This is a genomic window from Schaalia sp. Marseille-Q2122, from assembly GCF_903645355.1.
Taxonomy (GTDB): domain Bacteria; phylum Actinomycetota; class Actinomycetes; order Actinomycetales; family Actinomycetaceae; genus Pauljensenia.
Genome location: NZ_CAHJXR010000001.1, coordinates 170014 through 182929 on the forward strand (window position 1 = coordinate 170014; position 12916 = coordinate 182929).

8 protein-coding genes are annotated in these 12916 nt (G+C 58.2%); 3 read left to right on the top strand and 5 right to left on the bottom strand.

Going from position 1 to position 12916, the window contains the following annotated elements; translation table 11 throughout:
- Window positions 1-107: 107 nt before the first annotated feature.
- The 3 genes from HWX48_RS00715 to HWX48_RS00725 are packed head-to-tail and all read right to left on the bottom strand — an operon-like array spanning window position 108 to window position 8101.
- Window positions 108-3014 (bottom strand): SNF2-related protein, encoded by a 2907-nt coding sequence (locus HWX48_RS00715; protein WP_217701566.1) that lies wholly within the window; start codon window positions 3012-3014, stop codon window positions 108-110.
- Window positions 3015-3047: 33 nt separating this feature from the next.
- The gene (locus HWX48_RS00720; RefSeq protein ID WP_175953655.1) at window positions 3048-6023 is read right to left on the bottom strand and encodes a DEAD/DEAH box helicase family protein; all 2976 of its coding nucleotides are present in this window, start codon (window positions 6021-6023) and stop codon (window positions 3048-3050) included.
- Window positions 6024-6034: 11 nt separating this feature from the next.
- A complete protein-coding gene (locus HWX48_RS00725; RefSeq protein ID WP_175953657.1) occupies window positions 6035-8101 on the bottom strand; it encodes a site-specific DNA-methyltransferase in 2067 nt (688 codons plus the stop codon).
- A 205-nt stretch (window positions 8102-8306) separates the two neighbouring features.
- On the opposite strand from HWX48_RS00725, the gene HWX48_RS00730 reads away from it, so the two are divergent.
- Together HWX48_RS00730 and HWX48_RS00735 are read left to right on the top strand one after the other, a co-directional pair.
- The gene (locus HWX48_RS00730; RefSeq protein ID WP_175953660.1) at window positions 8307-8615 is read left to right on the top strand and encodes a type II toxin-antitoxin system RelE/ParE family toxin; all 309 of its coding nucleotides are present in this window, start codon (window positions 8307-8309) and stop codon (window positions 8613-8615) included.
- Between the two features lie 37 nt (window positions 8616-8652).
- The gene (locus HWX48_RS00735; RefSeq protein WP_175953662.1) at window positions 8653-9735 is read left to right on the top strand and encodes an ImmA/IrrE family metallo-endopeptidase; all 1083 of its coding nucleotides are present in this window, start codon (window positions 8653-8655) and stop codon (window positions 9733-9735) included.
- A gap of 104 nt (window positions 9736-9839) precedes the next feature.
- Here HWX48_RS00735 and HWX48_RS00740 read toward each other — a convergent pair whose 3' ends face one another.
- Entirely contained in the window at window positions 9840-10601 is a 762-nt protein-coding gene (locus HWX48_RS00740; RefSeq protein WP_175953664.1) for a class I SAM-dependent methyltransferase, read from the bottom strand.
- A 66-nt stretch (window positions 10602-10667) separates the two neighbouring features.
- The gene (locus tag HWX48_RS00745) at window positions 10668-10874 is read right to left on the bottom strand and encodes a hypothetical protein (RefSeq protein ID WP_175953666.1); all 207 of its coding nucleotides are present in this window, start codon (window positions 10872-10874) and stop codon (window positions 10668-10670) included.
- Here HWX48_RS00745 and HWX48_RS00750 point away from each other — a divergent pair.
- Window positions 10864-12600, top strand: coding sequence for a SpaH/EbpB family LPXTG-anchored major pilin (locus tag HWX48_RS00750; protein ID WP_175953668.1), 1737 nt, complete (start codon window positions 10864-10866; stop codon window positions 12598-12600). The genes HWX48_RS00745 and HWX48_RS00750 overlap by 11 nt on opposite strands.
- Window positions 12601-12916 lie beyond the last annotated feature (316 nt).

Below are 12916 nucleotides of genomic sequence, written 5' to 3' on the forward strand. Positions count from 1 at the left end.
TCAGGGATACGAAGTGTCGAGGGGAGGCTGCTTCGACGTTGAGAAGCTGAGTCCATCCTCGTTAAGGCTTCAGGTGCCTGAAGGTTCGAGAGTCCGCGCCCTCTGCCTCAGTTCTCTAACCTCCAGCGAATCGTGAAGAGATGCTGGCGCTTGGGCTCTGTGGTCAACGAGGCTTCAGCCAGGCTGAGGAAATCAAGGGAGTGTTCTTTGGCCTGCTCAAGCTTGTGGCGACATTCTTCTTCCAATGCGCGGTACTTTGCGTCAAGATCGCGCTTCTTCTTCATGGACTGGAGGCGATCGCGGGCGTTTGCGGCTGAGCGTGTCGCCCGGTCGTGCTCCTCAATGTTCTTCTTCAAAGCCAGCAGCCGGGCATCATATTCCGCGCGAATATCAGCAATCCGGGCGTCTTGGAGCAGTTCCTGTTCGAGATAGTAGCCCGCTGTCCGGTTTTCAAACTCCTCACGGAGGGCTTCTTGCTGGGCATCCAGCACAGCGCTTTCAACGTGACAAGGACCCGAAAGGGGCTCTACTGCTCTGCAGTGCAGATCCATGAGCGAACGGACAAGTTCACCGTCAAGGGCAATACCCTCGTCGTTGTGACCTGCGGCCAATAGGTAGGACTCTGTGACGTTGTTTCCTTCCAGGGATACCTGGAAGCTCACCTCGTCAACACGCAAAACGCCGCCCGTCCCGACGAAGGGGCGCAATGCCTCTGTTGCTCTTTCCGAGGCGCTGAGGCTAAAGACCAGCTCGGCGGGAGGCGTCTCCTGCTGCTGCGCACTGCTCACGACCCACTGGGCAAGTGGGGAGCTAAATCGGTACTGATGTGCGCCTTTCTCAGGGTGGGTCTTGAAGAAATATCGTCCTGTGGGCGCATCTGGACACGGGGCGGTGTGCAAGGCGAAGTGAGCACCCCCGTGGGTGAATGATGCGTACGGAGCGAGACGGTGCTGGGTGAGGGCGAGTAAGAGTCGCTCGAAGCTATTGAGGACCTGACCGGCCTGTTCATCGTAGTTCCGTAGCTTGTCGCGCACGGCAGGATCAAGGTTGCCGAAAACCTTGGCTCGCGTTTCGCTCATGGCGCTGCTGATTTGCTCGGCATACTCGCGCTCAAGGTCGTCGAAGGCGGCGCTGATTTCTTCAGCGCTCGTGCAGGACGACAAGATCTGATTGATGGACTTTTCAAAATCCATGCCGTCTTCGATGCTGCCCAGCACCTCATCAGAGGCGTCGAAAACGTCGGTGAAGAGCTTAAATTTCTCTGTGAGGAGCGTCAGGATGCGCTCTTCAGCGACGTTGCCTTTGTTCGAGAAGTTCACGACGACGACATTGTGCTTCTGCCCGAAGCGGTGCACGCGGCCAATGCGTTGTTCTACTCGCTGCGGGTTCCACGGCAGGTCGTAGTTGACCAGCATGGAGCAAAACTGTAGGTTAATGCCTTCTGCGGCTGCCTCGGTGGCGATCATGATGGTGCCGCGCTCCCGGAACTCATCAACGAGGGCTTTGCGCCGGTCGGCTGTGGCGACGCCGGTGATGAGGTCGGATCCTGCGTTTTCTTCTAGCCATTGCTGGTAGATGCGTGTGGCGTCGGGTGAGGTGTTGTGTCCGTTAAAGAGGACGATACCGTCGGTATATCCAGCGTCGGCGAGGGCTTGGGCGATGTAGTCCTGGGTGCGTGTGGAGTCGGTGAAGATGATGGCCTTTTCCGGTGCGCCGATCTCGCGGAGTTTTGCGAAGCCTTGTTCCAGGGCGGCGATAAGGGCTGTGGCCTTGGCGTTGACGGTGATGGATCGGGCGAGGGCAGCGTATTGGCGTAGTTCGCGGATTTCTTCGTCAGGACTGACGAGGTCAGCGCTGGGCAGGGCGGCGTCGGCAGTGGCAGTTGGTGAGGGGGTGGGGTTGGCAGAATTGTCGAGGTGTTCGCGTTCTTCGGCGGTGAGGTCTGCGTCGGTATCACCATCAAAAGTGCGCTCGGATGCGGTGAGGGTGGAGGCATCCCCGTAGATTTCCGCCTGGAGGCGATCTGCAATGCCTTCAAGGGTGGAGGCAATGGCATAGGTCGACGAACCCAAGCGTTTACGCAGAATCATGGAGGACAGGTGCCGCTGGGAGCTTGTGAATGCCCACAGAGCAGGCCGCTGGAGATAGGCGTTGACCAACTCGTAGAGGCGTTGCTCTTCGGCGGATGGGGTGAAGCCAATGGTGATGGGGGTGCGTTCGGTGAAGCGGATGTAGGTGCTGGCATCGCGGCGTAGGGTGCGCTTGGCAAGGAGAGAGATGCGCGCGGCGAGATTATCGAGGGTGGAAAGGCCGCCTCTGTCGACGTACTGGGCGCGGAAGGCTTCCTTGCTGCCGAAGAAATCGGGGTCGAACACGCTGACTAGGCCGTAGAGTTCTTCAAGCCGGTTTTGTAGCGGCGTGGCGGTGAGCATCAGGGTTTTCGTGGCGTGTTGGCAGATCTCGTGGACGGCGTGAGCGATCTTGGAGGTGCCCTTCCAGTGGGCGCGTAGCCGGTGGGCTTCATCCATGATAACGAGGTCCCAGTCGCGGCTCAGCGTTGCCTTGTTTCGTAGGGCGAATTCGTAGGAGCAGATGAAGACTTGAGCTGAGGTCCCACCAGGGGGTGAGCTGATGACAGGCTGATGCGCTAAGAGCTCAGCAGCGTTGGAGCCTTCAAGGAGTGCTGCTGGGATGGCGAACTTCTCGTCAAGCTCCTGCTTCCACTGTTGCCGCAGGGAGGAGGGGGCGATGATGAGGATGCGGCGCTTGCGTTCAGCCCAGTACTGACAGATCACAATGCCCGCTTCGATGGTTTTACCCAGGCCGACCTCGTCAGCCAGGATCACTCCCGGCAGGGAGGTGCTCTTCAACGCGAAGAGCGCGGCATCGATCTGGTGGGGCTTGGGTTCGACCTGAGCATCGAAGAGGAGCCCGGCGAGTTTGCCCACGTGATCGGAGGCGTGGGATCGGGCAAGCTCATGGGCGTAGAACTTTGCTTGGTAATCGGTGAGCACGCGTGTGTCCTCAGGGGTGGGATGTCACAGGAACTACAGGGGCCGGCCAGCAGCGGTGTCTTCGAGGTTCCACTCCTCAGGAGCAGAGACCGCGTAGTCGATGCCGATTGCGGCAAAGTGCTTGCTGGCAGCTGCGATCTTGGCGTTCTCCTTTGCCCGTCGCTGGCGAGCATCGTGCGTGGACTTTGTTTCGCGCACCATGTAGATGCGGTCTTCACCGTCAACGCGTTTGATGATCGCCCAGTCAGGGTTGTAGTTGCCAAGGGGCGTGGGGATGAGGAACTTGGGGGGAAGCTTCATGAAGAAGCGGATGTCTTCGCGCCCGTCCAGCTCGCGCGCGAAGGATTCTTCGACGCTGGAGTCGTAGACGAGGTAGTCGAAGTCTGTCTTGTCGGAGTTGCGGACGCGGTAGAGCTGGTCAGTGAAGTAGCTCTTTTCTTCACGACCATCCTGCTGCAGTTCACGCAGCTCGTAGATGGAGCCGCCGATTTCCTCGTACTGAATGCCTTCAATGAGCAGGTGGGCGAGCTCAGTGGTGATGGCGTGGCGGATCATGCGCGTGTATTCAGCCGGGTTAGCGAGGAAGTCAGTGAGGCGCCCGGAGCGCCGCATAATGTCGATGATGGTCCGGCGGGTTAGCGAGGTTTCTTGAGAGAGTTCTGTGACGATATCGGGTAGGGGGTAGTTGGCATCAACTTCCGCATGCCGTTCACTGGTTTTCTGAGTGGAGAAGCCTCCTCGCTGCGCTGTGAGTTCTGCGCGGGAGGTGACGATTTCGATCGGGCGGATGCTTGGCGCGGACGTGATGGCGTCGACGGAACGTTGGATGAGGGTTTCGCGGTCGATGCCCACGCGGTAGGTGGTTCGCCGCGAGATTGCTTCCCAGAAGGCCTCGAACTCGGGTGAAAGGTAGAGCTCCTTGTTGAGGGTGCGTGTTTGGCGTTTGCGGATTGGCTTGACGGTGTGGTCAATGCGGCACTTCTTGACGATCTCGATCATCTCAGGCTCTGCCCACTTGTAGGCGCCGTCAATGTAGAGACTAAAGCCTTCTATATCAGGGGTGAATAGTGGCTGGACTGTGCCCTTGTCGTCAAGGAAACCTTTATCGACGAGGCTCTGCCAGAGTCGACGCGAGATGTCTGAGCCGAGGTGTTCCTCAACGCCCGTGTCGGAGGGGATGACAATGCGGGCGAACTCTTCTGGTCGGACCACGCCGAGGGAAACACCGGCTTCGCGGTACTCGCTCTGGAGCGCGTCTGCGAATGCTCGGTAGGACTCGTTGGCGATGACGGTGAGCTGAGCGATGGAGCGATCTTGGAGGCGTTCGCCCTCTTGGTTGACGGGCAGGCGCAGGCCTCGCCCAATGGTTTGGCGGCGCTCGGTCTCTCCGGCCATGTCGCGCAGGGTGCAGATCTGGAAGACGTTGGGGTTGTCCCATCCTTCACGCAGCGCGGAGTGAGAGAAGATGAAGCGCACGGGCTCCTCCAGGGAGAGTAGGCGTGCCTTGTCTTTCATAATGAGGGAGTACGCCTCATCATCACTCTTTGTCTTACCTGAGGAGTCAACGAAGGTAACGGTCTTGTCGGCCTTCTTTCCTGAGCTTTTCTGTGCAAAGTAGGCGCTGCGCAGCATGGCAGATGGGTGGGGGAGTACCTCACTCCATTGGGGGTTCTTGCGGCGTTCTTCGTCGAGGATCTGATCGAACCATTGGACGAAGGGGCCATTGGCGTCGGTGGAGTTGTGCCCGTCGCCCAGGTAGTTGGCGACCTTGTCGATGAAGAACAGGGAGATGACTTTAATGCCGCGGCCGCGCAGTTGGTGTTCTTTACGCAGGTGCTCGCGGATGGTTTCGCGAATCATCTCGCGGTAGATGTCATCCCTTTTGCCGCCGGTTTCTTCACCGATATGGAGAGGCGTGGGGAGGTTGGTGAGTTCAATATAGCTGCGATCGTCGTTGGGCGAGTAGTAGATATCGGTGATCCGCCAGTTGCCGTCATAGGCGGCATTTTTAGTGACTTGCTGGAGGTCTTGGGTGGATTTCACCCACTTTTTCTTCTTCACGAGGGCGCCCGCCGGGGTGCGGACAATGAGTTCAAGCTGGGCTTGGAGGGTGGGCGTGTTTTTAACGGCGCAGAGCCTGATGTAGGGGACAGGGGCTTCGCCTTCTGTCTCTGTGCCTGCGACGACGATCTGTTTGACCAGGCCGAGTTCGTGGGCGTCAATGGGGTCGAGGCGGTAGATGAGGTTGCGGCCCTTGCGGTGTGTCGCCGAATAGCGCAGCGTGCACAGGGGATTGAGTTCGGTGATAGCCCGCTGGGAGAGTTCGCTTTCCATATTCTGCGGCTCGTCCATGATGACGACGGGTTGGGTCGCCTGGAGGAAGTCGATGGGGCGTGCTCCCAGGGTGTCGCGCTCCTGGTGGATAATGCGGCTTTCTTTATCCCCTCGGATGGAATCGATGGTCATCACCATGATTTGAACGCCGGTGGAGGTGGCGAAGGCGCGCACATCCTCAGGAGTTTTGCCCGAGTACACCATGGCGTCGAAGGGTTGACCGGGGTAGAGCTGGCGGAAGTGCTCGCGCATGAGGGCAATGGAGGTATTCACGCCCTCGCGGATGGCCACCGATGGGACGAGGATAATGAACTTCCTGAAGGCATAGCGTTTGGCAAGCTCGAAGGCCGTGCGCAGATAGACGTAGGTCTTACCTGTGCCCGTCTCCATTTCAATATCGAATTGGAGGCCGTCAACGAGGGCGTCGCTGAGGGGTAGGGCATTGCGGTCTTGCACAGTGCGCAGGTTGGTGAGAATGGCGTCCTCGTCAAGAGCCAGGGCATTGCCAACGGCGCCGATCTCAATGTCGAGGGTGTCTGCGCTCGCGGCTAAAGATCCAGGCTGTGACGAAGCAGGGAGCTGCCCGGCATCTTGAGGCTGACCATTGAAGAGGTCAACGACGGACTCAATGGCCTGGAGCTGGTAGGGCTGGTGGGCGTCGAAAGTGAAGCGCATGGTGGGGGTCCTTAGGCGATCACAAGTTCAACGCCGCGCGAGCTGCACAGCTGGGCGAGGTTCGCCTTGAGCTCATCGTTACCGGCGAAGACGTCTTCAAGCATGAAGAGCTGGCCAGGGTGAGTATCGATCACTTCACGGAGCTGTTCAAGGGTGGGCGTGACATGCTCATTGAAGTAGCCCAGGATGAGCCCCTCTTCAATCGAGAACATCTCAAGGCCAGCAATGGTCGTGGTCTTGTAGGACTCAGTCAGCGACAATCCATGCTTGAGGGCGACTTCGCTAAAGAGTTGCTCGGGGGTTGCCGCATCTTCTGCCGAGTCGTAGGCGAGGGTGAGTTGGGCATCAAGTTCTTCGGCGCTGACGTCGGAGTTGAGGGCCCACTTGCGGAAGTGTGTGTCGCTGAGGCGGTAGGCGCGGAAACCGACGTCAAGGGGAGTACTACGGGTTGCCAGTTGCGCGGACTGATCGCTGAGGATCTTGTCGCCAGCACGCCGAATGCGCTCCCGCGTAATCTGCGAGATTGTGTCGAAACCTGCTTCGCGGGCGGGGCTATCTAGTGGCGTGGGCTCAGGGAGCTGTACGGAAATACACCGGCGGTTGCCACCATCTTCGGCATTGAGTTGCATGACGGCATGGGCAGTCGTGCCAGAGCCTGCAAAGAAGTCGAGGATGAGGTCTTTGTCGGAAGTCGCCATCTTGAGTAGCGTGCCGATAACGTTCTCATCCTTGGGGAAATCAAAGACCCCCTTACCCAATAGAGTGGCAAGACGCTTAGTCGATGCTCTGCCGTCCTGATAGAAGACCGAGTAGGGAGTCTCGTATTCTGTCTCAGAAAGATAGCGTTTTACTGTGGGCACAGAGGATTCTGTTGGGCCGAAATGGATGCGTCCTTGTTGGATAAGCTCTGCCATGCGATCTTCCTGGAATCTCCAGCCGCCGCTTGGAATCTTGACAGGCATCCCAGTGACGGGATGGAGGACCTCATATCGAGGGCCGCCACCACCGGGCCATGAAATGTTGTCGGCGAAATACACGCCTCTCCTATCGATGTGGTGATAGTGGCTCTGTCGTTTAGCGGGGTGGGAGTCTGGCAGGTTCTTGTACCACTGTGTCAGAAGCCTTGAAGCGGCTGAAAAATCGCCTTCTGCCTCGCGTAAACATTTCTTTGCTGCAGAGTAGATCTCCTGAAGACCGGCCTTTTTGATTTTCCACGAAATGCCCCTAGCATCGATTAGGGGGCGATTCTTTGAAAAGCAAATGATGTATTCGTGTGATGTCGAGATGTATCTAGAGTCATTCTTTCTGCCAGCTGCCCAAATCATGGTTCCGACGAGGTTGGATTCTCCAAAAATCTCAGTTGCGAGGGATAGAAGTCGAGGAAACTCAGAGTCATCGATGCTGATGAAGATGACACCGTCCTCGCTGAGCAAATTGCGGGCCAGCTTGAGGCGTGGATACATCATATTGAGCCAGTTTGAGTGGAATCGCCCCTCGGTCTCGCTATTGGGGCGAGTCTTTCCTTTTTTCGTCACCTGCTCGGTCCACTCCAGGTAATGACCCACGCTATCGCGGTAATCGTCGCTGTAGACGAAGTCCTTACCCGTGTTGTAGGGCGGGTCAATGTAGATCATTTTGATCTGGCCAAAGTAGTGGCGCTGTAAGACCTTGAGGACTTCCAGGTTGTCGCCCTCAATCACCACATTCTGAGTAGTGTCCCAGTCGCGGGAGCTCTCCCGATCGGGTTCAAGGGTTGCCGTGGTGGGAGTCTGTGCCAAGCGTTGCGCCTCGCGCTTACCTGGCCATACCAGGCCAAAGCGCTCCATCGGGCCAGCAGCATCGTCGTCAAGCAGGGCGCGCAGCTTCTCGCAATCAATTGTGCCGTCGGCTATCACCTCAGGTGCAATCGCAGCAATCTGCGCGGCAAGCGCAGTTCGGAAATTCGGGGAGGCAGGATGAACTCGCACGGTGCCGTCCGCGTCAACGGCGGGAGCCTCGCCAATGAGGGAAGAACGGTCCCCCTGAACGTCAATCAGGTCAAGCGGGGGGGGGGTGCTGTTTTCGCGATTATCCTGCACGGAAGGCTCCTTGCGCTCCGAGATGATGAAGTTCGACGCTCCCTAGCCTACAACTCCCTACGGGGTTTACTTAAAATCGTGCCCCCTTCGCCATGCGGGCGGGGCTTTCGAAGTGCCAGAGAGATCTGAGTGCTGCGAGTCATAAGGACAGAAATCATGGTACTTGTTACCATATTGGTAACCCCAAGAATGGAGGGGAGGGTGAGTGGACGTCCGATACGCGACCAAGAAGCTGGAACAGCAGTGCACGGATGAGCGCGCGATGAAGAAGGCGTTCGACATGCGCGTTGTGAAAGCTCTCAAACTGCGTATTAACGAGCTTCACGCCGTTGAGTCTTTTGCTGACCTGCCCCATGTTACGGGTCGCTGGGAACAACTCAGTGGGAACCTAGCAGGAAAATGGTCTGCTCGACTCACAGCAAATTACCGGCTGATTGTTGAGCCCATCGGAGAAGGAAGTGACCCAACGGCGCTTCGGATTGTTGAAGTGCTCGAGATTCATGACTACCACTAACTCGGTGCTATGCAACTTGGTGACGAGAGGAGGAAAGATGGCTGTTGAACCAGATTACATCGTGACAACTGGTGACTACCTGGCCGAATGGCTCGAAGAAGAAGGTATGAATCAGAGCGAGCTTGCCCGGCGGGCTGGAGTGTCAAAGAAGCACATCAGTGAGCTTGTTGCGGGAAACTCTGCCCTCAGTCAAGCGGTGGCACTGAATCTTGAAATGGCGACGGGTATTCCTGCACGCATATGGATGGCATACGAAACTCGCTACCAGCAGCTCTGTGCTCGAAAGCGTAAAGAGCAGGAACTCGCAGCAGAGATTGACATGCTTGATGCTTACCCGCTCGCCTATATGCGCAAGCATGGCATCGTGACAACCACCAAGCGGCAAGCTAGTGCTCTTGTTGGCCAGGTCGCTGCATTCTTTCGAACGAGCAGCTTGCGCGCGCATCGAAATACTTGGGAAGCGGAGGCTCTTGCCTTCCGGAAGAGCGCCCACGCTGACAAGAAGCCAATGGGCTTGGCTGTCTGGCTTCGAGTTGGCGAGATACAGCATGAGCAGGCAGGTCCTCTCCCTCCCTTCGACCGTGAATGCCTTATGGAAATTCTGCCGCGTATCAGGTCCTACACGCTCGAAGCTCCTGAAGAAGGGATCAAGAAAGCCATCATGGATTGTGAGCGTGTAGGCGTGCGGGTGTGTCTCACCCCGGCAGTCTCCGGTGTTGGCGTTCATGGGGTGACGCGCTGGGTGAATGGGACGCCTCTGGTACAGCTGTCTCTGCTGTGGAAAACCGAAGACCAGATGTGGTTTACCCTCATGCATGAACTGGCTCATGTGCTCCTTCATAAGACCACTACGGTCTACCTCGAAGGCAGCAACGATAAATGTGAAGCGGAGGCCAATCGCTTCGCGGCAGAGTTCTTCGTGCCCAAAGAGATGAGAGGGCACCTGCCCTCAGGCAGGAATACTGCCGCTATTGCTGAACTTGCTGAGCAACTGGAAGTGTCGCCGAGCATCGTGCTGGGGCAGGCGCAGCGTGTCACCAAAGACTACGCATGGGGTAGTGGGCTCAAGCGACAACTTCCAGAGATAGCGCCGATTCCCCCAATTCCAGGGCTTGCCTAGCAGCCAGCTTCACTTTGGTCGCACCTGGTGGTAAACAGGGCCCGAAAAAGCGCCGTTTTTTACCACTAGGTGCGACCAAACTGCTGTGCGGCCGATCCGGGCGGCTACTTGTGGGCGTAGAGGCGGAAACGCTTCTGGGTGATGGTCACTTCTCCGCGCTGGCTAAGCTCCAGCAGTCGCTCTCCGTGGGTGTAGACGTCGAAGTCGGGCACCTCCCAGGGGACGAGCGCCAAGTATGTCACCAGAGCCTCCACGTCGGCGAAGGTCGTGGGCCCTGCCCACTCCTGCGCGCAGGTGACAGTCAAGCCCGCAGCCTCACAGTGGCTGACATAGGAGTCCAGCGTGACATTGGGGTAGGCGAAGTCAACCTCAAACCAGTCGTGTAGCTCTGGGGCGTTGAAACCATCGACCTGCTGAGTGAGCAGCACCCCGTTCTCCGTCAGGATCCTGGCAGTATCCGCAAAGTCAATCGCCTCGTGGGAGGACATGACGCAGTCGACGCTCGCGTCTGTGAAAGGGCTGCGTGGGTCAGACTCGGGATCGTATTCGTCAACCCGAATCCCCCACGGGGCGAGGTTCGCGCGGGCAACGGGAACGTTGGGAGCCCATCCTTCCGTCGCAATAATCTCATTACCCTCAGCTTGCGGGCCAAGGGTAGAGAGCAGTTCAATGAGGCGTTCACCTCCACCTGTCCCCAGATCGACAATTCTTTTCCCCGATCGCATGGCGGCAAGACAGTCGGCCCGGAAATCCCAGGTCGGCTCAGACTCGTGGATACGCCCTCGCAGGACGGAAAAATCCCAGCCCTCCATCTGGGTTGAAGCATGAAGTACGGCAAGTGCCTGAAGGGTGGGTGATTGCTGCATGGTTACTCCTCGTAGTCGGGCGCTCTCGGACGGAGCCTTGCGTGAATATAGCCTACGAAGGGTGCCTCATGCGAGTAGAGCGGCAGATGAAATACGCACCAGACGCTTAAAATCCGCAATAAAACCACCTATTTGAATGGGTAAAAGTGCATCATTAGAAATAGATGAATTTGTTTCATTGATACCCCATGGGTTTAATATGGGAATATCCCCAAATAATACACAGTGTGGCGCCCTCGTGGCGCCAGCGAAAGGAACCGGCATGCGTGCCACAGTCCTCTCCCGCAGAAAGCGCCTCGCAGCATTTAGTGCAACATGCGCGATCGCCCTATCAGGCGCGATCATCACACAAAGCGCACACGCAGACGCAGGAACACCCGACGTCGGAAATATCGACACCAACACCAAGGGCACCTTCACCCTCCACAAACGTGAATCAGGCTCCATGTCCGGCCCCGGACAACTCGGAAACATCGCACAAGCCTCCACGGGAGGCACCCCCGTCCCCGGCGTCACCTTCACCTACTATCCGATCACCGGACTCGACCTCAAAACCTCCGAAGCCTGGCAACACCTCGACAACCTCGCTGACATTCGGACCGGCTGTGCCGCAGCACAAGCAGAGGAGCAAAACCTCCGCCAGGTCGGAGGCCACGCCCTCGGCCCAGGCCACGAAATGACACCAACCGGCCCCGAAGGCGACACCGTCTCACCCCAACTCCCTGTCGGCGCCTACCTCGTGTGCGAAACGGGCACGCCCACCAGCGTCAAGCGCGCCGCTCAGCCCTTCGTCGTGACCATCCCAACCCCACTGCCGAAGAACCAAGGCTGGACCTACAACGTCCACGCCTACCCCAAGAACACCGTCATCCAAACGCCCACCAAAACCGCTGCCCTGGATGTGACGAAGTCGGGCGTGGGTACGAAGCACCAGGTGACCTTCACTATCGCAGCGAAGATCCCCCAGCTCGCCCGGGCAGTCCCCAAGGTCAGTAACGAACAAGAACTCTTCACCTACTTCGTCATCGGTGATTCCCTCATCAAGGAATACAGCGACGGCGTCATTGAAAAGGTCGAGTTCGCCGACGACGCCAATGGCCTCAATGCCACAGCCATTGAAAACCCTGCGAGGAACTACACCATCCAGGATTCGACCAATCAGCCGCAGGAATTCAAGCACTGGCTGAACGTCACCTTCACTTTCCCCGGTAGGGAACTCCTGCTCAAGAAGGCCAATAAGTACGTCATCGTCACGATCAAAGCCACCGCCAACGCCGTGGGCGACACAGGTCACCTGGACAACACCGGGTACCTGATCGTCGACACCGACATGCAAAGCACGGACGGTCCGCCGATGGAGCCCCGCAATCCTGAATACTTCCCGCCACAACACCCTGGCGAAGCTCCAACGCGCAAGAATCAGAACGGTCCTAGCCCCATCACGCCCACCAATAAGGCCGTCACCACGTGGGGACAGGCGAAGCTGAAGAAGCACTCCACTGATCCGTCTGAGACTCCGCTCAAGGACGCCGTCTTCCAGATCCACCTGGCAGAAAAGCAGGATGATCCCACCTGCCCCTCCAACGAGATCTCAACTGCGCACCCGGATGCGATCAGCGTCAACGGCAAGACGGAGTTCACCTCGAATAACGAGGGCGTCGTCACCGTGCCAGGCCTCGCTGTCGGCGCAGGTCAGGGCGTGGGTGACGCTCAGCCAACGGCGGAGCCCGCCTACCGCTGCTACGTCTTCGTAGAAAAGACCCCGCCCCTGGGCTACGTCCTACCTGAGGGGAAGAAACGGCAGGTCGCCGTGTCCGTCACCCCCGGCCAGGTTGCTGCCCCAACCGTTACCATGCCGAATGCGCCGGTGTCAGTACCTGAGCTGCCTATCACCGGTGCTTCAGGGACCGTGCTCGCGACGATTCTGGGCTCCTCGCTGCTGCTCGCAGCTGTAGGATCGGCTCTGCTTCGCCGACGTGAGGCGGCGGTCAATGAGTGAGTGAGCGTGTCCCTTCAGGAAGTTGGCTCACCGAGGTCGCACCTGGTGGTAAAAGAGCGCGAAAAGCCTCGATTTTCCCACCAGGTGCGACCATTTTTCCACCAGCTGTCACAGCACGCGCTGGCCGCGCAATACCGACACCCCAACGGCCTATTTGTCCACATCACGAAACCCGCTCACATCAGGACTGTGACCTGGCCTACGGTAAACAGCATGCATTCGCGGACACTGCTTAGCTGCCGCGGCGAGGCCTGACCAGGCTGACCCCCTCGCCGCGGAGTTCCTGCTGCGCACCTGAACGCAGCACACGTCAAGC

Bases quoted from the DNA above. Each gene is read 5' to 3' on its own strand.
- HWX48_RS00720 (WP_175953655.1), bottom strand. From the start codon at position 6,023: ATGCGCTTCACTTTCGACGCCCACCAGCCCTACCAGCTCCAGGCCATT.
- HWX48_RS00735 (WP_175953662.1), top strand. From the start codon at position 8,653: ATGGCTGTTGAACCAGATTACATCGTGACAACTGGTGACTACCTGGCC.
- HWX48_RS00740 (WP_175953664.1), bottom strand. From the start codon at position 10,601: ATGCAGCAATCACCCACCCTTCAGGCACTTGCCGTACTTCATGCTTCA.
- HWX48_RS00750 (WP_175953668.1), top strand. From the start codon at position 10,864: ATGCGTGCCACAGTCCTCTCCCGCAGAAAGCGCCTCGCAGCATTTAGT.